General features: G+C 73.7%; 19 protein-coding genes. 5 read left to right on the top strand and 14 right to left on the bottom strand.

The genetic code is table 11. The annotated features are described in order from the left end of the window. Nucleotides 1–2 precede the first annotated feature (2 nt). Entirely contained in the window at nt 3–425 is a 423-nt protein-coding gene (locus N912_RS0145990) for a MarR family winged helix-turn-helix transcriptional regulator (RefSeq protein WP_028927736.1), read from the bottom strand. 78 nt (nt 426–503) lie between these two features. Between N912_RS0145990 and N912_RS0145985 the strand changes: the two genes are divergently transcribed. Then, complete coding sequence (locus N912_RS0145985; protein ID WP_028927735.1) at nt 504–1,451, top strand: quinone oxidoreductase family protein; 948 nt, start codon at nt 504–506, stop codon at nt 1,449–1,451. 3 nt (nt 1,452–1,454) lie between these two features. Here the strand turns inward: N912_RS0145985 and N912_RS0145980 are convergent, their stop codons facing one another. Together N912_RS0145980 and pdxT are read right to left on the bottom strand one after the other, a co-directional pair. Beyond that, the gene (locus tag N912_RS0145980) at nt 1,455–2,213 is read right to left on the bottom strand and encodes a YebC/PmpR family DNA-binding transcriptional regulator (RefSeq protein WP_028927734.1); all 759 of its coding nucleotides are present in this window, start codon (nt 2,211–2,213) and stop codon (nt 1,455–1,457) included. Nucleotides 2,214–2,259: 46 nt separating this feature from the next. Continuing rightward, the gene (gene pdxT / locus N912_RS0145975) at nt 2,260–2,865 is read right to left on the bottom strand and encodes a pyridoxal 5'-phosphate synthase glutaminase subunit PdxT (RefSeq protein ID WP_028927733.1); all 606 of its coding nucleotides are present in this window, start codon (nt 2,863–2,865) and stop codon (nt 2,260–2,262) included. 107 nt (nt 2,866–2,972) lie between these two features. On the opposite strand from pdxT, the gene N912_RS0145970 reads away from it, so the two are divergent. Then, nucleotides 2,973–5,108, top strand: a complete 2,136-nt coding sequence (locus N912_RS0145970) for an elongation factor G-like protein EF-G2 (RefSeq protein WP_028927732.1) — start codon at nt 2,973–2,975, stop codon at nt 5,106–5,108. Between the two features lie 52 nt (nt 5,109–5,160). On the opposite strand, the gene N912_RS0145965 is transcribed toward N912_RS0145970, so the two are convergent. After that, nucleotides 5,161–6,144: a cytochrome d ubiquinol oxidase subunit II gene (locus N912_RS0145965; RefSeq protein ID WP_028927731.1), complete on the bottom strand. Its 984-nt coding sequence runs from the start codon at nt 6,142–6,144 to the stop codon at nt 5,161–5,163. Then, nucleotides 6,141–7,499 carry a cytochrome ubiquinol oxidase subunit I gene (locus tag N912_RS58995; RefSeq protein WP_245645940.1) on the bottom strand — a complete coding sequence of 453 codons (1,359 nt, stop codon included), beginning with the start codon at nt 7,497–7,499 and terminating at the stop codon, nt 6,141–6,143. Before N912_RS58995 ends, N912_RS0145965 begins: the two co-directional genes overlap by 4 nt. An 81-nt stretch (nt 7,500–7,580) precedes the next feature. Between N912_RS58995 and N912_RS0145955 the strand changes: the two genes are divergently transcribed. Further along, nucleotides 7,581–7,922: a BlaI/MecI/CopY family transcriptional regulator gene (locus tag N912_RS0145955; RefSeq protein ID WP_028927764.1), complete on the top strand. Its 342-nt coding sequence runs from the start codon at nt 7,581–7,583 to the stop codon at nt 7,920–7,922. Continuing rightward, nucleotides 7,919–8,833 carry a M56 family metallopeptidase gene (locus N912_RS0145950; protein ID WP_028927730.1) on the top strand — a complete coding sequence of 305 codons (915 nt, stop codon included), beginning with the start codon at nt 7,919–7,921 and terminating at the stop codon, nt 8,831–8,833. The genes N912_RS0145955 and N912_RS0145950 overlap by 4 nt, the downstream gene beginning before the upstream one ends. Before the next feature lies 1 nt (nt 8,834). Here N912_RS0145950 and N912_RS66285 read toward each other — a convergent pair whose 3' ends face one another. Together N912_RS66285 and N912_RS65410 are read right to left on the bottom strand one after the other, a co-directional pair. Next, complete coding sequence (locus tag N912_RS66285) at nt 8,835–9,143, bottom strand: AzlD domain-containing protein (protein ID WP_028927729.1); 309 nt, start codon at nt 9,141–9,143, stop codon at nt 8,835–8,837. Continuing rightward, a complete protein-coding gene (locus tag N912_RS65410; RefSeq protein ID WP_028927728.1) occupies nt 9,140–9,814 on the bottom strand; it encodes an AzlC family ABC transporter permease in 675 nt (224 codons plus the stop codon). The genes N912_RS66285 and N912_RS65410 overlap by 4 nt, the downstream gene beginning before the upstream one ends. A gap of 82 nt (nt 9,815–9,896) precedes the next feature. Here N912_RS65410 and N912_RS65405 point away from each other — a divergent pair, with 82 nt between their 5' ends. Then, nucleotides 9,897–10,424, top strand: a complete 528-nt coding sequence (locus N912_RS65405; protein WP_037070151.1) for a helix-turn-helix domain-containing protein — start codon at nt 9,897–9,899, stop codon at nt 10,422–10,424. A gap of 6 nt (nt 10,425–10,430) precedes the next feature. Here N912_RS65405 and N912_RS65400 read toward each other — a convergent pair whose 3' ends face one another. From N912_RS65400 to N912_RS64825, 7 genes are all read right to left on the bottom strand, one after another. Continuing rightward, nucleotides 10,431–12,860 (bottom strand): right-handed parallel beta-helix repeat-containing protein, encoded by a 2,430-nt coding sequence (locus tag N912_RS65400; protein WP_156994411.1) that lies wholly within the window; start codon nt 12,858–12,860, stop codon nt 10,431–10,433. A gap of 347 nt (nt 12,861–13,207) precedes the next feature. Next, nucleotides 13,208–14,137, bottom strand: a complete 930-nt coding sequence (gene pdxS / locus N912_RS0145925) for a pyridoxal 5'-phosphate synthase lyase subunit PdxS (protein ID WP_028927725.1) — start codon at nt 14,135–14,137, stop codon at nt 13,208–13,210. A 61-nt stretch (nt 14,138–14,198) separates the two neighbouring features. Continuing rightward, nucleotides 14,199–15,176, bottom strand: coding sequence for an NUDIX hydrolase (locus N912_RS0145920; protein ID WP_028927724.1), 978 nt, complete (start codon nt 15,174–15,176; stop codon nt 14,199–14,201). Beyond that, nucleotides 15,176–16,348: a glycosyltransferase family 4 protein gene (locus N912_RS0145915; protein ID WP_028927723.1), complete on the bottom strand. Its 1,173-nt coding sequence runs from the start codon at nt 16,346–16,348 to the stop codon at nt 15,176–15,178. Before N912_RS0145915 ends, N912_RS0145920 begins: the two co-directional genes overlap by 1 nt. Nucleotides 16,349–16,356: 8 nt before the next feature. After that, entirely contained in the window at nt 16,357–17,280 is a 924-nt protein-coding gene (locus N912_RS0145910) for a phosphatidylinositol mannoside acyltransferase (RefSeq protein ID WP_028927722.1), read from the bottom strand. Next, the gene (gene pgsA / locus N912_RS58990) at nt 17,277–17,981 is read right to left on the bottom strand and encodes a phosphatidylinositol phosphate synthase (protein ID WP_084211995.1); all 705 of its coding nucleotides are present in this window, start codon (nt 17,979–17,981) and stop codon (nt 17,277–17,279) included. The genes N912_RS0145910 and pgsA overlap by 4 nt, the downstream gene beginning before the upstream one ends. A gap of 69 nt (nt 17,982–18,050) precedes the next feature. After that, a partial coding sequence (locus N912_RS64825; RefSeq protein ID WP_028927721.1) for an HNH endonuclease signature motif containing protein occupies nt 18,051–18,657 on the bottom strand: 607 nt, incomplete at its 5' end.

The following is an 18,657-nucleotide window of genomic DNA, read 5'->3' as shown; positions in this document are numbered from 1 at the left end:
GCTCAGGCCAGCAGCTTCACCAGCAGGGCGCCGAGCCGCCTCTGGTCCCCCGTACCGAGCTTGCCGATCATCGGGGCGACGAGGTCGGCGACCTGGTCGGTCAGGGACGCGGCGAGGCGGTGTCCGTGCGGGGTGAGGCTGACCCGCACCGCCCGTCCGTCGTCGCCGCTGGCGTGCCGGCGCACCAGGCCGCGCTTGACGGCGCGGTCGACCAGCCCGCTCACCGACGAGCGTTCCAGCCCGAGGAACGCGGCCAGCTCGGAGATCTTCGGCTCGCGGTCGCGCAGGATCGCCAGCGTCCGCAGCTGCGTCAGCGAAAGGTCCTGCTCCGCCGCGACCCGGCTCAGCAGCGCGATCACGGTGAACGACGTCTGCACCAGGCCGTCCATCACGTCGACGAACACCGGGTCGCGGTCGGGTGTCACGCTCGCCACCTTACCTTGCTTTTAGTTCGTATTACCATCTACTTTAGTTCGTACTACCACTTATCTCTGGAGTTCACCATGCACGCGGCAGTCGTCACCTCTTTCGATACGCCACCGCACTACCAGCGGTTTCCCACCCCGACGCCCCGAGCGGCGGACGAGGTCGTCCTCGACGTTCTCGCCTCGGGCCTGCACCCCCGGGTCCGCTCGCAGGCCAACGGCTCGCACTACACCAGCACCAGGGAGCTTCCGCTGGTGCCCGGCATCGACGGCGTGGGCCGGGCGCCGGACGGCAGCCTGCGCTACTTCGTCCTGTTCGACACCGTGATGGGCGCGATGGCCGAGCGGACCCTCGTCGACCCGCGCCGCAGCGTCGTGCTGCCCGAGGGCAGCGACCCGGTGTCGGTCGCGGCGGCCATGAACCCCGCGATGTCCTCCTGGGTCGCGCTGCGCCGACGCATCGACTTCGCGCCCGGCCAGGCCGTGCTCGTGCTGGGCGCGACGGGCGCCGCCGGGCGGCTGGCCGTGCAGGTCGCCAAGCACCTCGGCGCCGGCCGCGTGATCGGCGCCGGCCGTCGGCCCGACCGGCTGGCCACGCTCACCGACCTCGGCGCGGACGCGACGGTCCTCTTGGACGGAGACGCCGCCGAGAACCTCGGGCGGGCCGCCGGTGACGTGGACGTCGTCCTCGACTACCTCTGGGGTCCGGTCACCGCCGCCGTGATGCCCGCCGTCGTCACGAACCGCGCCGACCCGGGCACGCCGCTGACCTGGATCGAGATCGGCTCCGTGGCCGGCCGTAGCGCGGCCATCCCCTCGGCCGCGCTGCGCGCCGCCCGCCTGAGCATCGTCGGCAGCGGCCAGGGCTCTGTCCCCACCGACGACATCATGGCCGAGCTCCCCGAACTGGCCGCCGAGATCGCCAACGGCACGTTCACGATCGACGCGCGCGCCGTCCCCCTGACCGACGTCGAGGCCGCCTGGACGAACAGCGCCGGCACCGAGCGTGTCGTCATCACGCCCTGACGGCTACTGGACCTCGGCCAGCACCTCGTCGGAGACGTCGAAGTTGGCGTAGACGTTCTGCACCTCGTCGCTGTCCTCCAGCGCCTCGATCAGCCGGAACACCTTGCGCGCCGCGTCGGCGTCCAGCGGCACCGAGACCGAGGGCAGGAAGGTCAGGTCGGCCGAGTCGTAGTCGATGCCGGCGTTCTGCAGCGCGGTGCGGACGGCCAACATGTCGGTGGCCTCGGACACCACCTCGAAGCTCTCCCCGAGGTCGTTGACCTCCTCGGCGCCGGCGTCCAGCACGGCCATCAGGACCTCGTCCTCGTCGCTGGCGCCGCCCTCGGCCTTGGGGACGATCACCACGCCCTTGCGGGTGAACAGGTAGGCCACCGAGCCGGGGTCGGCCATCGAGCCGCCGTTGCGGGTCATCGCGGTGCGGACCTCGGACGCGGCCCGGTTGCGGTTGTCGGTCAGGCACTCCACCAGCACCGCCACCCCGTTCGGGCCGTAGCCCTCGTAGGTGATGGCCTGGTACTCGGCGCCGCCGCCGTCCGCGCCGGAGCCGCGCTTGATCGCGCGGTCGATGTTGTCGTTCGGGACCGAGCTCTTCTTCGCCTTCTGGATCGCGTCGTAGAGCGTGGGGTTGCCGGCGGGGTCACCGCCGCCGTTGCGGGCGGCCACCTCGACGTTCTTGATCAGCTTCGCGAACATCTTGCCGCGCTTGGCGTCGATGGCGGCCTTCTTGTGCTTCGTGGTCGCCCATTTACTGTGGCCGCTCATCTGGGAAGTTCCAGCCCCTTCTCACGTGCTTGGTTGTACGTCCGGGCTAGCCGGCGGCGGGGTACGCTCGCTCGCCGCCCCGGACCAGGTCGCAGAACAGGCGGTGCACCCGCCCGTCACCGGTCAGCTCGGGATGGAACGCGGTGGCCAGCACCATCCCCTGCCGAACCGCGACGATCCTACCCTCGGCGGTGGCCAGCACCTCGACATCCTCGCCGGCCGACTCCACCCACGGCGCCCTGATGAACACCGCGCGCACCGGGCCGCCCTCCACCCCGGCGATCTCCAGGTCGGCCTCGAAGGAGTCGACCTGCCGTCCGAACGCGTTGCGCCGCACCACCACGTCCAGCCCACCGAGCTGGCGCTGGTCCGGCCGCCCGTCCAGCACCTCGCGGGCCAGCAGGATCATCCCGGCGCAGGAGCCGTAGGCGGGCATACCGTCGGCCAGCCGCTTGCGCACCGGTTCGAGCAGCTCGAACGTCTCCAGCAGCCGGCTCATCGTGGTCGACTCGCCGCCCGGCAGGACCAGCGCGTCGACGTCGTCCAGCTCCGAGGGGCGGCGCACCGCCACCGCCCGCACCCCGCAACGCTCCAGCGCCGCGAGGTGTTCCCGCACGTCGCCCTGCAGCGCGAGCACGCCGATCGTCTTCATACCGCCAGAGTAAGCGCCGCCTCATCTAGCACGAACGAGCCCTTGAACCCGCGCGCTTTGAGGTGTGGGATCGACCACACTCGCGCGAAATAACGGAGGTGGTTCGTATGGCGGTCAGAGCTGACGCCGGCCAGGCATCCGGGGCGATCGTGGCCGAGGACCCGACCGCGATCCGCAACGTGGTACTGGTCGGCCCGTCCGGGTCGGGGAAGACCACCCTGGTCGAAGCGCTCCTCGCGGCCGCGGGAGTGATTCCGAGGGTGGGTACGGTCGGCGACGGCAGCACGATCTGCGACCACGACCCCGCCGCGGTCCGCCAGCAGCGCTCGGTCGGGCTCGCGGTGGCGCCGCTCAAGCACGACAACGTCAAGATCAACCTGGTGGACACGCCCGGGTACGGCGACTTCGTGGGCGAGGTGCGCGCCGGGCTGCGCGCGGCGGACGCGGCACTGTTCGTGGTCAGCGCCGCGGAGGGCGCGGACGGCGGGATCGACGCGGCCACCGTGGCGCTCTGGGGCGAGTGCGCGGCGGTCGGCATGCCGCGCGCGGTCGTGGTGGCCAGGTGCGACCACCAGCGCGCCGACCTGGACACCGAGATCGTCGGCTGCCAGGACGCGTTCGGCGCCGGGGTGCTGCCGCTGTACCTGCCGATGCGCGAGGACGGCGCGCTGAGCGGGCTCTACGGGCTGCTGTCCCAGACCGTCGGCGGCCGGCCCGTCGACACCCCGCCCGCCGACGCCGAAGACGCCCGCAACGCCCTGATCGAGGGGATCATCGCGGAGAGCGAGGACGAGTCGCTCATGGAGCGCTACCTCGAGGGCGAGGACATCGACACCGCCACGCTCATCACCGACCTGGAGAAGGCGGTCGCGCGCGGCAGCTTCCACCCGGTGGTGCCGGTCTGCGCCACCTCCGGGGTCGGCCTGGCCGAGCTGCTGGAGATGATCGTGGGCGGGTTCCCGTCGCCGGTCGAGCACCCGCTGCCGGCGGTGCACGGGGTGGACGGCACCGAGCACGCGCCGCTCTCGGCGGATCCGGCCGGTCCGCTGGCCGCCGAGGTGGTACGAACCTCGGCGGACGCCTACGTCGGGCGGGTGTCGCTCGTCCGGGTGTTCTCCGGGACGCTGCGCCCGGAGAAGACGGTGCACGTCTCCGGCCACGGTTGGGGGACGAACGGCAACGGCAACGACGCCGAGGACGACGGGCACGACGAGGACGAACGGCTGGCGCACGTCTACTCCCCGCTCGGCTCCCAGCTGCGCGAGGTGACCGCCTGCGTGGCCGGCGACATCTGCGCGCTGACCAAGCTGGGTTCCGCCGAGACCGGCGACACGGTGTCCGCCGCCGACCACCCGCTGCTGCTCGCCCCGTGGGAGCTGCCGGAGCCACTGCTCCCGGTCGCCGTGGTGGCCCGCAGCCGGGGCGACGAGGACGCGCTGGTCAAGACGCTGGCGCGGCTGGTGGCCTCGGACCCGACGCTGCGCCTGGAGCGCAACCAGGAGACGCACCAGACGGTGTTGTGGTGCATGGGCGAGGCGCACGCCGACGTGGTGCTGTCCCGGCTGCGGGCCGGCGGCGCCGAGGTGGACACCGAGCCGGTCAAGGTGGCCATGCGCGAGACGCTGGCCAAGCCGGGCAAGGCCACCGGGCGCCACGTCAAGCAGTCCGGCGGGCACGGGCAGTTCGCGGTGGTGCACGTCGAGGTGCAGCCGCTGCCGCGCGGGAGCGGGTTCGAGTTCGAGTCCAAGGTGGTCGGCGGCGCGGTGCCGACCAACTACATCCCGAGCGTGGAAAAGGGCGTCCGGGCACAGATGGAACGCGGCCTGACCGAGGGCTGCCCCGTGGTAGACATCAAGTTCACGCTGGTCGACGGCAAGGCGCACAGCGTGGACTCCTCGGACGCCGCGTTCCAGACCGCCGGCGCGCTGGCCCTGCGCGAGGCGGCCGCCGCCTGCGGGACGGTGTTGCTGGAGCCCGTGGACGAGGTGACCATCCGCATCCCCGACGAGCACCTGGGCACCGTCCTCGGCGACCTGTCCGCCCGTCGCGGCCGCGTCCTGGGCACCGACGTCGACGACTCCGTCATCGGCGCCACCGGCCGCACGGTGGTCCGCGCCGAGGTCCCCGCCGCCGAACTCCTCCGCTACGCCGTGGACCTACGCGCCATGACCTCCGGCACCGCGGTGTTCACCCGCCACTTCGCCCGCTACGACCCCGCCCCAGAAAGCGTCCGCACGTCCTAAAACCACCCGCGAGTCGGGCGTCTCAGCACACTGAGTCGGGCGTCTCGGCACACTAGTCCGGGCGGGCACGCAACGTCCGGAGCATGAACAGGTAGCACGGCGCGACGATCGCCAGGCCGGTCAGCAGCACGGCCAGCACCGGCCCGGCGATCACCGGTGGCGCCGCCGACTCGGCCAGCTCGACATGGCCGGGCAGCACCCACGGGTGCAGGGCGAGCGCCCAGCCGCCGAGCAGCCCGGCCGGGGCCGCGGCGGCCGCCACCCGTGCCCAGGAATGCCGCCGGCGCCACAACAGCGCGAGCCCGAGCACGCCGCCGACCGCCGACACCGCGACCGCCGGCAGCCCGACCCTGGTCAGCGCGCCGGCCAACGCGGGCGGCAACAACGGCAACGCACCCAGGGCGAGCGCGCCGGCCACCACGCCGCTGCCCAGCGCCCGGCGGCGGAACCGCGCGACCAGCTCCTTCGAGCCGATGCGCTCGGCGTCCCGGCTCAGGTACACCGCCGCCAGGTACGCGCAGCAGGCCACCGCGAGCAGGCCGGCCACCAGCGGCAGGGGCTTGACGAAAGGCAGCCAGAGCCCGGCCGAGCCGTCCGCGCGCAGCTCGCCGGACGCGAGCGCCCCGGCGGCGGTGCCGAACGCGAACGGGGTGGCCAGCGAGGAGACCGCGAACACCCGCCCCCAGAACCTGGTCCCCCGCACCGGCCTGCCCCCGTCCGGCGCCCCGTACTGGCGGAACACGAACGCCGCGCCGCGCAGCACGATCCCCAGCAGCGCCACCGACACCGGAGCCACCAGCGCCCGCGACAGCACCCCGAACGCCCCGGGGAACCCGGTGAACAGCGTGATCACCACGAAGATCAGCCAGACGTGGTTCGCCTCCCAGACCGGCGCCATGGCCCGCACCACCAGCTCGCGCTGCGCCCGGCTCCTGGTGACATCCCACAGCCCCGCGCCGAAGTCCGCGCCGCCGAGCACCGCGTACGCGGTCAGCCCGGCCAGCACCATCAGCGCCAGGCCGTCGATCGCGGTCATGCCGGGACCTCCGTACGCGTAAGTGCCACCGACGGATCCGGCGGCGTCGGCCCGCGCGCGATCCGCCGCAGGATGGCCACCAGCGCCACGGACAGCGCCAGGTACACCGCCGCGGTCGCGTACAGATAGGTGGCCAGGCCGGTCTGGGTGGTCAGCGCCTCGGGCGTGCGCATCACCCGGTAGACGATCCACGGCTGGCGCCCGACCTCGGTGACGATCCAGCCCGCGATCAGCGCCACGAACGGCGCCGGCCCGGCCACCGCCATCGCGGCCAGGAACCACCGGTGCCCGGCTGGATGCGGCGCCCCCCGACGGCGCCGCAGGTACAACCAGGCCGCCAACGCCGCCAGCCCCACCAGCGCGGTCCCGATGACGATCATGATCTGGAACGAGACGTGGGTGATCGCGGCCGGCGGCCGGTCCGGCGGCGCGATCGCGTCCATGCCGACCACCCTCGCGTTCGGGTCGAAGTGCAGCAGCAGCGACAGCGCGTTCGGGATCTCGACCGGTCCGGCGTGGAACGGCGCACCGTCCACCGTCCGCTCCACCCCCTCCATCGCGGCGAACTTGGCCGGCTGCCACTCGGCAACCGCTCGCGTCGCCCAGTCCCCCACCACCACCTGCAACGGGGCGCTGACCAGCCCGAGCACCGCGCCGGCGGCCAGCCCGCGCCGGTGGTAACCATCCCGTTTGGACGGGTCACGGAGCATCGCCACGGCGTAGACGGCGGCCACCGCCAGCCCCGTGCACAACAGCGCGGCCAGCCCCATGTGCACCAGCTGCGGGCCGGCGGTCGGCGCCAGGAACGGCCCCAGCGGCTCGGTGGCCACCGGTACCCCATCCCGGGCTGTACCAATGCTCGAACCCGCAAGCGGTTCTTCGGCCACCAGCCCGACCGGACCGTTCATCCAGGCGTTCGCGGTGGTCACGAACAGCGCGGACGCCATCCCACCGAGCGCCACCGGCACCGCGCACAACAGATGCACCCTCGGCGGCAGCCGCTTCCAGCCGTACAGGTACAGCGCGAGGAAGATCGCCTCCAGGAAGAACGCGAACGACTCCAGGGTGAACGACAGCCCGATCGCCGACCCGAACCGGGCCATGAACGCCGGCCAGAGCAGCCCGAACTCGATGGACAGCACGGTCCCCGACACCGCGCCCACCGCGAACAGCACGGCCACCGCCTTGGACCAGCGCCGGGCCAGCGCGGTCCAGCGCTCGTCGCCGGTGCGCAGCCCGCGCCACTCGGCGTAGAGCATCAGCCACGGCATGCCCACCCCGAGGACGGCGAACACGATGTGGAAGCCCAGCGACAGGGCCATCTGCTGTCGGGCGGCGGTGAGGTCGTTGATCACCCTTCCGAGGCTACTTCTACAGTCGGTAGAAGTTCTACTTCTTGTAGAATGACGGCCGTCACGCGGCGGATGAGGAGTGCGATGGCTAGCCTGGGCGAGCTGGAACGTGCCGTCATGGAGGTGCTCTGGGCGGCCGGACCTCCCTGCACGGCCAAAGATGTACGGGACGCGCTGGCCGACCGCGAGCTGGCCACCACCACCGTGCTCACCGTGCTCGGCCGGCTGGAGCGCAAGGGCCTGGTGGCCCGCGAGCGCAACGGCCGGGCGCACCACTACCGCGCCGCCGGCACCCGCGAGGACCACATCGCCGCGCTCATGCGCGACGCCCTCAACGGCGCTCCCGACCGGGGCGCGGTGCTGGCCCGGTTCCTCGGCGCGATGGCCCCCGACGAGCAGGCCGCCGTGCGTGACCTGCTCACATGATCGGCACCTCGGTCGCGCTGCTCGTCCTGGGCGTGTTGCTGGCCGAGCCGGTGAGCCGCGCGCTGGCCGCCGCCCGCTGGCCGGCCCGCGACCCCACCGGCGCGCTGCTGCTCTGGCAGGCCGTCGGGCTGGCCGGCGGGCTGGCGATGCTCGGCGCGGGCCTGACCTTCGGCCTGGCCCCGCTCGGCGACTCGCTGCCGGCGGCGGTGGCCCGCGCGCTGGCCTTGGACCGCTGGCCGTCCGAACTGGGGCTCGTCCACATGCTCGCGCTGGTCGCCACCGCCGCGTTGGCAGTCCGGTTGTTCGGCGTGCTCGGCCTGGCCTGCTGGCGCACGCTGCGGGCCCGGCGCCGGCACCGCGACCTGCTCGACGTGCTCGCGACGCCGTGGCCCGCGATGGCCGGCGCGCGGGTGCTGGACCACCCGATGCCGGTGGCGTACTGCCTGCCCGGCCCCCGGTCCCGGCTGGTGATCAGTGAGGGCGCGCTGGCCACCCTGGCCCCGGACGAGCTGGCCGCCGTGCTCGCCCACGAACGCACCCACCTGCGCGAGCGCCACGACCTGGTGGTGCTGCCGTTCGTGGCCTGGGGCGCGACGGCGCCCTGGGTGCCGGGCATGGCCCGGGCGCAGGCCGCGGTGGCCACGCTGGTCGAGATGCGCGCCGACGACGTGGCCAGGGCGGCGTCCGGCAAGGCGGCGCTGGCCGGCGCGCTGCACCGGATCGGAGGCGGCGCCGCGCCCCAGGCAGGGTCCGACACGGCCACCCTTGCCTCGTTCAGCGCCGCCGTGTCCGGCCGGCTGCACCGCCTCGACGCACACCCCGGCCGGCCGCCGCGCCCGCTCCTGGCGCTGCCCCGGCTCGCGGCGCTGGCCTTGATCGCGGTGCCGACCGCCGTCCTGCTGCTGCCCTGAGCTACGACACCCCGAGCGCCCGCAGCCCCGCCGTGACCCCCGCCGCCAGCACGACCACCAGGACCAGCGGCGCCCGCCGCCACACCGCGACCGCGCCGGCCGCCACCCCGGCAGCGCGCGCCCAGCCGGCGAACCCGCCGGCCTCGGTGAGCGCGGCGGTCGCCACCAGCGCCGCGATCAGGGCGGTGGGCCCGAGGTCGAGCAGCCGGGAGGCCCGTGCCGAGACGGTCAGCCGCCCGCGCAGCAGCAGCCCGGACAGCCTGATCAGGTAGGTGCCGGCCGCGAGCACCCCCACCGCCCAGCCCGTCACTTCGACACCGGCCGGCCGGCGGCGAGCAGCGCGGCCAGCGCGACCAGAACCGGAACCCCCGCCGGCAGCCACGGGGTGACCGCCAGCGCCAGCGCCGCACCGGCCACCGCGACCCGGGCCGCGTCCGCCTCGCGCAGCGTCGGCAGCAGCAGCGCGAGCAGCGCCGCCGGGAACGCCGCGTCGATGCCGAACCGCGCCGGCTCGGGCACAGCGGAGCCCGCGAACGCCCCGACCACCGTGCCCAGGTTCCACGCCAGGAACATGGTGACGCCCACCATCCAGTACGCCCGCCGCGCCCGCACCGGGTCCCGCCGGGCGCGCGCGAACGCGACCGACTCGTCGAGCAGGAAGTGGCTCCCGACCAGCCGCGCCGGCCAGGACCGGCCGACCACGTCGGCCACCGCCAGCCCGAACGGGAAGTGCCTGGCGTTGAGCAGCAGGCCGCCGAGCACCGCGGCGACCGGCGCCCCGCCGGCGGCCACCACCGCCACCGCCAGGAACTGCGAGCCGCCGGCGAACACCAGCAACGACATCGCCACGATCAGCACCAACGGCACCCGGGCCGTCGCCGCCAGCGCCCCGAAGGACGCGCCCACGACCAGGATCGCCGCGCCGAGGGCCAGCGCGTCGCGCAGGTCCTCCCTGGCACCCGTTCGCCATGTCGAACGCATAGTCGTTTATACTGAACACCGGCCAGCGCGTTCGTCAAGCCGAACAGAGAGTCCAGTGGAACGAACAGATCCGAGGCCCCTGATGGCCCGCGCGCTGCGCAGGGAGCGCGAACGGCTCGGGTGGTCCCTGACCGAGCTGGCCAGGCGCGCCGGGGTCGCCAAGTCGACGCTGTCCCAGCTCGAGGCCGGCAACGGCAACCCGAACGTGGAGACGCTCTGGTCGCTGGCGGTGGCGCTGGGCGTGCCGTTCAGCAGGGTCGTCGACCCCCAGCCCCAGCCGGTCCGGGTCATCCGCGCCGGCACCGGCCCGGCGATCCCGTCCGAGCAGGCGCGGTTCACCGGCACCGTGCTGTCCACCTGTCCCCCGGGCGCCCGCCGCGACCTGCACGTGATCACCCTGGAGCCCGGCGCCACCCGGCTGGCCGAGCCGCACATCCCGGGCACCGTCGAGCACCTGGTCGTCACGTCGGGGCGGGTGCGCTGCGGCCCCCGCGACGAGGAGGTCGAGCTCGCGGTCGGGGACTACGCGCGGTTCGCCGGCGACGTCCCGCACAGCTACCTGGCGCTCGAACCCCACTCGGCCGGCGTGTTGATCATGGAGTACAGCTGAGCCCCGTCAGGTGGCGGCGCGCGGGGCAGGGCCGCTCGCGCAGGTGACGTTGCTCAGGGCCTTGCCGCCGGCCACCCGGTTGTCGCAGAGCACCTGGTTGCGGCCCGCGTCGCCGGTGACGTTGATGCCCACCCCGGTGCTGTTGAGCGTGGCGAAGTTGTTCTGGAACTTGTTGTTCACGCCCCACCCGGCGGCCACCTGGTGGACCTGGAAGCCGTCCGCCTTGGAGTCGGTCCCGACGTTGTCCGCGATGATCCAGTCGTTGCCCTTGACGTCCACCCAGGAGTCGGCGAACCCGCCCGCCAGCGCCCTGCCGGAGAACGTGTTGGCGCGCAGCACCCCGCCCGAGGTGCCTTCCTTGACGTCCACGCACTCGGCGGTGGTGTCGCTGATCCGGTTGCGCTCGATGGCGTTGCGGTCGCTGCGGTCCGGCCCGCCGGCCGCGAACTGCGCCCAGTTCTGCTGCGCACTGCCCACGTAGATGCCCTCGCCGAACTCAGGCGAGGTCCGCCCGGTGGCCCGGATCTCGTTGTCCCGGACCGTGTTGTTGGTGCTGGCCGAGCGCAGGTGCAGGCCCTCCTGGTCGATCTGCTCGATGAGCAGGCCCTCGATGACGTTGCCCTGGGCGCGGTCGGCCATCAGCCCCTTCTGGCCGCCCCGGATGGTGAACCCGGCAACCCGCCAGTTCGACGCGCCGTCCAGGTGCAGCGGGTAGCCGACGGGATCGCCGGTGATCACCGCGTTCCGGGAGCCGCACAGCGTGATGCGCCGGTCCGGGGCGCCCTGCGACCGCGCCACGAAGTTCCCCCGGTACACCCCGTCCGCCAACTGGATGACGTCTCCTGGCCTGGCGTTCGCGAGCGCAACGGTCAGGGAGTTCGCGTCCCTGACCTGGCTGGTGGCGTTGGTACAGCTCAGGTCCGCGGCCGGGCTCACCCACGGCGCCCCGGCGGGACCAGGCACCGGAATCTCGGCGGCGGCCGGCGCGGCCGGCACCTGGGCCGCCGGCGGCCGCCCCTGCCCCGGAGCCGGGGCGGGCGCGGGCGCTGGAGCCGGAGCGGGCGCCGGGGCGGGCGCTGCTTTCGGCGCGTCCGGAGCCTTCGGCGGCACCCCCGACGCGGGCGGTGGGACGGCCTCGCCCGCCGGCCCCCACATCTGACGCACACCGGTGCCAGTGGGAGCGGGCGCCCCGGGCGCCGACTGCACGCCCCCCGGAACCGGCAGCCCACCGGGCAACGAAGGCACCCCGGGAACCGACGGCACCGAAGGCAACCCACTGGGCACCGGCAGGCCACCGGGCACCGGCAGCCCGCTCGGCACCGGAAGCCCACTGGGCACCGGCAACTGCGCGGGCGCCTGAACCCCACCGGGAACCGGCAACCCACCGGGAACGGGAAGCCCACCCGGCAACGAAGGCACCCCGGGAACCGACGGCACCCCCGGCACCGACGGCAAACCGCTGGGCACCGGAAGCCCGCTCGGAACCGGCAACCCACTCGGCACGGGCACCGGCAACTGCTCAGGCGCCTGCACCCCACCGGGGACCGGCAGCCCACCAGGCAACGAAGGCACCCCCGGGACCGACGGCACCTTGGGAAGCGACGGCACCCCAGGCAACGAGGGCAGACCACTGGGCACCGGCAGCCCGCTCGGAACCGGAAGCCCACTGGGCACCGGCAACTGCGCGGGCGCCTGAACCCCACCGGGAACCGGCAGCCCACCAGGCAACGAAGGCACCCCGGGAACCGACGGCACCCCCGGCACCGACGGCAACCCGCTCGGCACCGGCAAACCGCCGGGCACCGGAAGTCCACTAGGCACCGGCAACCCACTCGGCACGGGCACCGGCAACTGCGCCGGCACCTGCCCAGGCAACTGCGCCGGCACCTGCCCCGGCACCCGCGTGGCCGGCACCGACGGCGCGCGCGTCTCCGGCGCGGCCGACGCTCCAGGAACACGCGACCCGTTCGCCGGGAACGGCAGCGCGGGCGCCGACGGAACGGACGGCAGGGCCGACTGGGTAGGCATCGCGGGCGCCGCCGACGGCCGGGGAGCCGCCAGGGACGGGGTCGCCGGCGCGATCGGGGCCGGTGGAAGCACGGACGGCCGGCTCGCCGAGGACTCGGCATGGGCACGCGCGGACGGCGTCGGCGGCACCGGCTCCACCGGGGTGGCGTCGGTGTCCTGGGCGGGCTTCGGCTTCGGCGCGGGCTCCTCGGCGAGCACGCCCGCGCTGGTCTCGGCCACCACGCCCGTGCTGGTCTGGCCCACCTCGCGCACCGCAACGCCGGCGACCCGCATGCCGGTCCCGGCGAGCACCAGCGCGCCGACCACCCCCAGCACGACCATGACGCTGCGCCGGGTCACCAGCGCCCCGCTGTCCGGGGCCGGTTCCCGCCGGCGAGCCCGTAACCGGACACCGTGTCGCTCGCCCATCAGTACTCCTCCCCCGCCAGAGACCGCGCCAGATACCGCGGTGTGCGAGTCCGCACCTCGCCGGACCGGGCCGTCGGCCCGTGACCGCCGCTGCCTCGAGACGCGGCCCGAACGAGCCTCGCCCCGATGTAACTCACACGCATCACTTCGGCACCTCTCACACCACCTGTCGCTTTGCTCACGGAAATATAGGTGAGCTCAGTGACGAAGGGGTGAAGGTTCACCTTTGCGCGTGATAACAGTGTTGATCACGGGCACGGAGAGTACTGCCGTGCTACAGATTCCCAATCCCGACACGCGGGAGCGGCATTCGTCGACCGCCCCGTCGGGTTAACCGAAGGAGGTGGTTACCAGCCCCGCTGGGCGTAACGCTGGCCCTCCGGCAGGTCGGTCAGGTTGATGCCGACCATTGCCTCGCCGAGCCCGCGCGAGACTTTCGCAATCACGTCGGGATCGTCGTGGAAAGTGGTGGCCTTCACGATTGACTCGGCGCGCCGAGCCGGGTCGCCGGACTTGAAGATTCCGGACCCGACGAAAACGCCTTCCGCACCCAGCTGCATCATCATCGCCGCGTCGGCGGGGGTGGCGATGCCACCGGCGGTGAACAGCACGACCGGCAGCTTCCCGGCCGCCGCCACCTCGGCCACGAGCTCCACCGGCGCCCGCAACTCCTTTGCGGCAACAAACAGCTCGGTGGCGTCCAGGCCGCCGAGCCGGCGGATCTCGGCGCGAATCGAGCGCATGTGACGGGTCGCCTCGACGACGTTCCCGGTGCCCGCCTCGCCCTTCGAGCGAATCATCGCGGCACCCTCGGAGATACGCCGCAGCGCCTCACCCAGATTGGTCGCGCCGCACACGAACGGCACGGTGAACGCCCATTTGTCGATGTGATGTGCCTCATCGGCCGGAGTGAGCACCTCGGACTCGTCGATGTAGTCCACACCGAGCGACTGCAACACCTGGGCCTCGACGAAGTGACCGATACGCGCCTTGGCCATCACCGGAATTGAGACGGCCTCAACAATGCCCTGAATCATGTCGGGATCGCTCATCCGGGCGACGCCGCCCTGGGCACGGATGTCGGCGGGCACCCGCTCCAGCGCCATCACCGCGACGGCGCCGGCGTCCTCGGCGATCTTGGCCTGCTCCGGCGTGACCACGTCCATGATCACACCGCCCTTGAGCATCTCGGCCATCCCGCGCTTGACTCGGGCGGTCCCGAACTGGGAGGCCTGGCTCGACTCGGGACGATCGGACGGGAGCTGCTCGGCGGACACTCTGGGACCTCTCTGGTTGGGCTGGATGCACCCGTACGGGTACACCCCAGTGTAAGTCGGCTCAGGACACCTCGCGGGTTACTCCGTCCCACCGGCCGTCCGGAAGCTCGCCGAGCAGCGCGCCGAGGTCCCTCGGGTAGACCACCGCCTCGGTCGCGCGCAGCTCCTCGCCGCTCCACCAGCGGTGTCCGAGCACGGTGTCCACCTCCAGGTCGGTGAAGCCGGAGGTGTCCACCGAGGCGAGCTCGGCGCGCGCCACGAAGAACTCCTCGTCCGCGGCGATGGTGCCGCCGTCGAAGCCGAACACCGTGCTCCGCCGCCACACCGGCCCGAGCAGCTCGTCCGGCGCCAGCCGCAGCCCGGTCTCCTCGGCCAGTTCGCGCACGGCGGCCGCCCGCGCGTCCTCGCCGGGCTCGAACCCGCCGCCCGGGGTGAACCAGTACGGCTCCCCCGGCCGCGCCGGGTCGACGCCTTCGAACAGCAGCACCCGGTCGTCGGGGTCGAGCAACACCACCCGCGCGGCCCGCCGGGCCCGGGACGGCGGCCCTGCCTCCTCCGGGTCGAACTCGACGATCTCGAAGTAGCCGGGCGTCGGCGCGTTGCCGGCCAGCCGCAGCCACCGCACCAGCCGCCGCGAGCGCAGCGCCAGGGTGTCCCGGACCGCGTCGTTGTACACCCGCCGCGCGATCATCACCCGCTGCTCGGCGTCGGACAGCTCGGCGCCCAGCGCGGCCGGCAGCCCGTCGCGGTCCAGCGTGTGCAGCAGCCGGCCCAGGTCGTTCTCGGCGGCCTCCCGGTCGGGGGCGGGCGCGGTCTCGGTGCGCGCGGAGACCGCCCGCAGCGACTCGTCCCCGGCGTGGCGCGCGACCGAGCGGGCCACCACGGCACGCCGCTCCAGCGCGGCGAACAGGGCCGCGCGCGCCGCGTCGGTCCGCACGTGCAGCCGGTCGAGGCGGTTCGCCCGCAGCAGGCAGGACGCCACCACCAGCAGGGCCAGCACCGCGAGCGCGCAGCCCACCAGCACGCCGAACGGGTCCATCAGCCCGCCGGGGGCCGCTCGCCGACGCGCACCGGGCCTTCCGGGCGCCGGGCCACCGGCCGCCGGGGGTCGGCCGCGATCGCCGCCTCGTACACCCGCAGCACGGCCGCGGCGACCAGCGGCCAGTCCCACCGCGCGGCGCGCTCGGCCCCGGCGGCGGCCAGCCCGGCACGGCGGGTGTCGTCGTCCAGCAGCGCCCGCAGCGCGGCGGCCAGCGCCACCGGGTCGCCGGTCGGCACCAGCTCGCCGGCGCGCCCGTCGTCGAGCACCCGGCGGAACGCGTCCAGGTCGCTGGCCACCACCGCCGCCCCGGCCGCCATCGCCTCGGTGACCACCATGCCGAAGCTCTCGCCGCCGGTGTTCGGCGCGCAGTAGACGTCCATCGACCGCAGCGCGGACGCGGCGGTGTCGTCGTCGGCGTCGCCCAGCACGTGTATCCGCGCGGCCAGCTCCGGCCCGGCCCGCCCGCGCAGCCCCGCCTCGTCCCCCCGGCCGACCACCAACAGCCGCACCCCGCCCGCCGGGACCGCCCTCAGCGCGTCCAGCAGCACGTCCATTCCCTTGCGGGGCTCGTCGAACCGCCCCAGGAACCCGACTGTGCGCACCCCCGGCCTCGGGTACCCGGTCAGCGGCCGGGCCCGGGCGAACCGCGCGACGTCCACCCCGTTCGGGATCTCCACCGCGTCCCCGCCGAGGTGTTCCACCTGCACCCGCCTGGCCAGCGGGGACACCGCGATCCGGGCGGTGATCTTCTCCAGCAGCGGCCGCAGCACGCCCTGGAACGTGGTCAGCGCCCGGGACCGCTCGGTGGCGGTGTGGAACGTGGCCACCACCGGCCCGTCGGCCATCGCGAGCGCCAGCATGGACAGGCTCGGCGCGATCGGCTCGTGCAGGTGCAGCACGTCGAACTCGTGCTCGGCCAGCCACCGCCGCACCCTGCCGTAGGCCACCGGCCCGAACGTGAGCCGGGCCACCGAGCCGTTGTACCGCACCCCCACGGCCCGCCCGCCCGGGGTGAAGAACTCGGGCCGCTCCTCCCGGGACGCCCCCGCCGGCGCCAGCACGTTCACCGAGTGCCCCAGCGCCCGCAACGCCCCGGCCAGCCCGGTCACGTGGGACTGCACGCCGCCCGGAACGTCGAACGAGTACGGGCAGACGATCCCCACCCGCAGCGGCTCGTTCATCGCACGGCCCGGTCCGCCGACCAGACCGGCTGCAACATGTGCCAGTCCGTCGGATGCTCGGTGAGGTCGAGGGCGAACGCGTCGGCCATCGCCTGGGTCGTCACCTGGTCAGCTTTCCTGGCCGCCACCGCGTGGGGCACCTCGACGGGCGGATGGAACCGCAGCCCCCACCCGGTCGGGGTGAACCAGCATCCGAACGGCAGCAGCGCCGCCCCGGTGTGCCTGGCCAACTGGGCCGGCCCGGCGGGCAACCTGGCCGGTTCGCCGCAGAGGTCGACCTCGATCCCACCGCCGCCCAGCTCACGATCGGCGACCAGGCACACCACCCGGTTCTGCCGCAGCCGGGCGGCCAGCGTGGCGACCATCCGAGCGCCGCCGTCGACGGCCAGCACCTCGAACCCGAGCGACTCGCGATAGGCCACAAACCGGTTGTACAGCGAATCCGGACGCAACCGCTCGGCCACCGTGACCAAGCTGGCCGGCTCCCCCCGCTCGGCCAGCGCCCGCACCAGCCACACCCCGGCAACGTCCCAGTTCCCGCTGTGGGTCAGCGCCGCGATCACCCCCCGCCCACGCGCCAGCGCCGTCTCCAGGTGCGCCACCCCCGCCACCGCCGGGTCCACGGCGGCGTGCAGCGCGCCCGGGTCCATCCCCGGCAACCGAAACGCCTCACACCAGTACCGGGCGTAGGACCGCAGGCCAGCAGCGGTGGCCGCGTCCAGCTCCTCCGCCGTGACCCGCGCACCACCGTGCTCGAACAGCCGCCCCAGGTTCGCCCGCAGCTGTCGCGCCCCCGCGCCACCCCGCCGCGCCACCAGCCCCGCACCGGCCCGAAACACCCCGCTCGCGACCCCGCCCGGCACCGCGCGCACCGCCCGCCAACCGAACGCATAGCCGAGATCGACCAGCGCGTCCTTCACGGCCGCGGCGCCCCATCCCCGCCGCCGGTGTCGCCCGCACCGCTCGCTTCGCCCCGCCCCTCGCCGCCGCCCGGGCCGCTCTCACCGTCCGCACCCCGACCGCCCGCCGAACAGTGCACAGCGACCAGCCGCTGCCCCAACGTGATCACCGACCCAACCGCGAGCAGCCACAATGCGACCGCCAGCGCCCCAGGCACCCCGACGCCCTCCAGAAAGGTCCCCAGCAACGCCAGTATCAGCCGCTCGGCCCGCTCCACCAGGCCACCGTGCGCGGACAGCCCACTAGCCTCCGCCCGCGCCTTGAGGTAGGACACCACCTGCCCCGCAACCAGCGAGATCATCGCGGCCGCCGCCGTGCCCGGCTCGTCCCCCACCCGCAGGCACCACCACGCCAACGCCGCGAACAGCGCCCCGTCCGCGATCCGGTCGCAGGTGGAGTCGAGCACCGCGCCGAACCGCGTCCCGGTCCCCCGCGCCCTGGCAACCGCGCCGTCCAACAGATCGAACAGCACAAACGCGCTGATCACACACGGCCCGAGCACCAACTGGCCCCGAGGCAGGAACCACACGGCCGCGGCCACGCACCCCACCGTGCCCACCACCGTCACCAGGTCGGGCGAAACACCCCACCTGACCAGCGCACGCCCCAGCGGATCGGTCACCCGACCGACCGAGGCGCGGGCGACGAGATTGTCGAGCATGAACCCCTACCGGACGTGCGGGCACAGCGACTGACCTGCTCACCCTATGCCGTGCCCGGCCGGCCCCTGTCAGAACGGTGGCGGATCGTCGTCGCCGGGCTCGAGTGTTGGCGTGATGATCGGTTCGCCCTGGGTGGTGTGGGTTTGTCCGAGTGGGCTGATCCAGGTGAACGTTCCGGGTTCGGGTTGTTCGAGCCTCCAGCCTCCCTTCGTCTTGAGGTCATGGTCGTGGTCGCAGACGTTGCCGCCGTTGATCTCGACGGTGGGTCCGCCGTGGCGGTAGTCGCGGGTGTGGTCGAACTCCGTCTTGATCGCCGACAGGCGGCAGCCCGGTCCGCGGCAGGTGCGGTCGCGGATCTGGGTGTGCCGGCGTAGCCCGGTGGTGGGCAGCCGCCGCCCGGGTTTCTGGTCGAACCCTCGTTTGGTGGCTGGCCAGGCAGCGTACTGCCTGGCCAGGTCGCTGATCACCCCGGCCCAGCCGGGTGGCGGGTTCGCGGCCAACCTGGCCAGCAGGGTGGCCGGGATGTGTAGTTCGACGACCCCGCCGTCGGCGCCGTTCTGGACGCCGTCGGGTCGGTGGCGGGTGATGCCGCCGCGGATGAGGTGGCCGGTGTGGTTGGTGATGGCGTAGCGCCATTCGGCGCGGCGTTGGCGGGCGACGACGTGGCGGGTGAGG

It is taken from the genome of Actinospineispora acaciae DSM 45401 (assembly GCF_000620785.1).
Lineage (GTDB): Bacteria > Actinomycetota > Actinomycetes > Mycobacteriales > Pseudonocardiaceae > Pseudonocardia > Pseudonocardia acaciae.
This window is presented reverse-complemented; position numbering and strand designations above follow the sequence as displayed.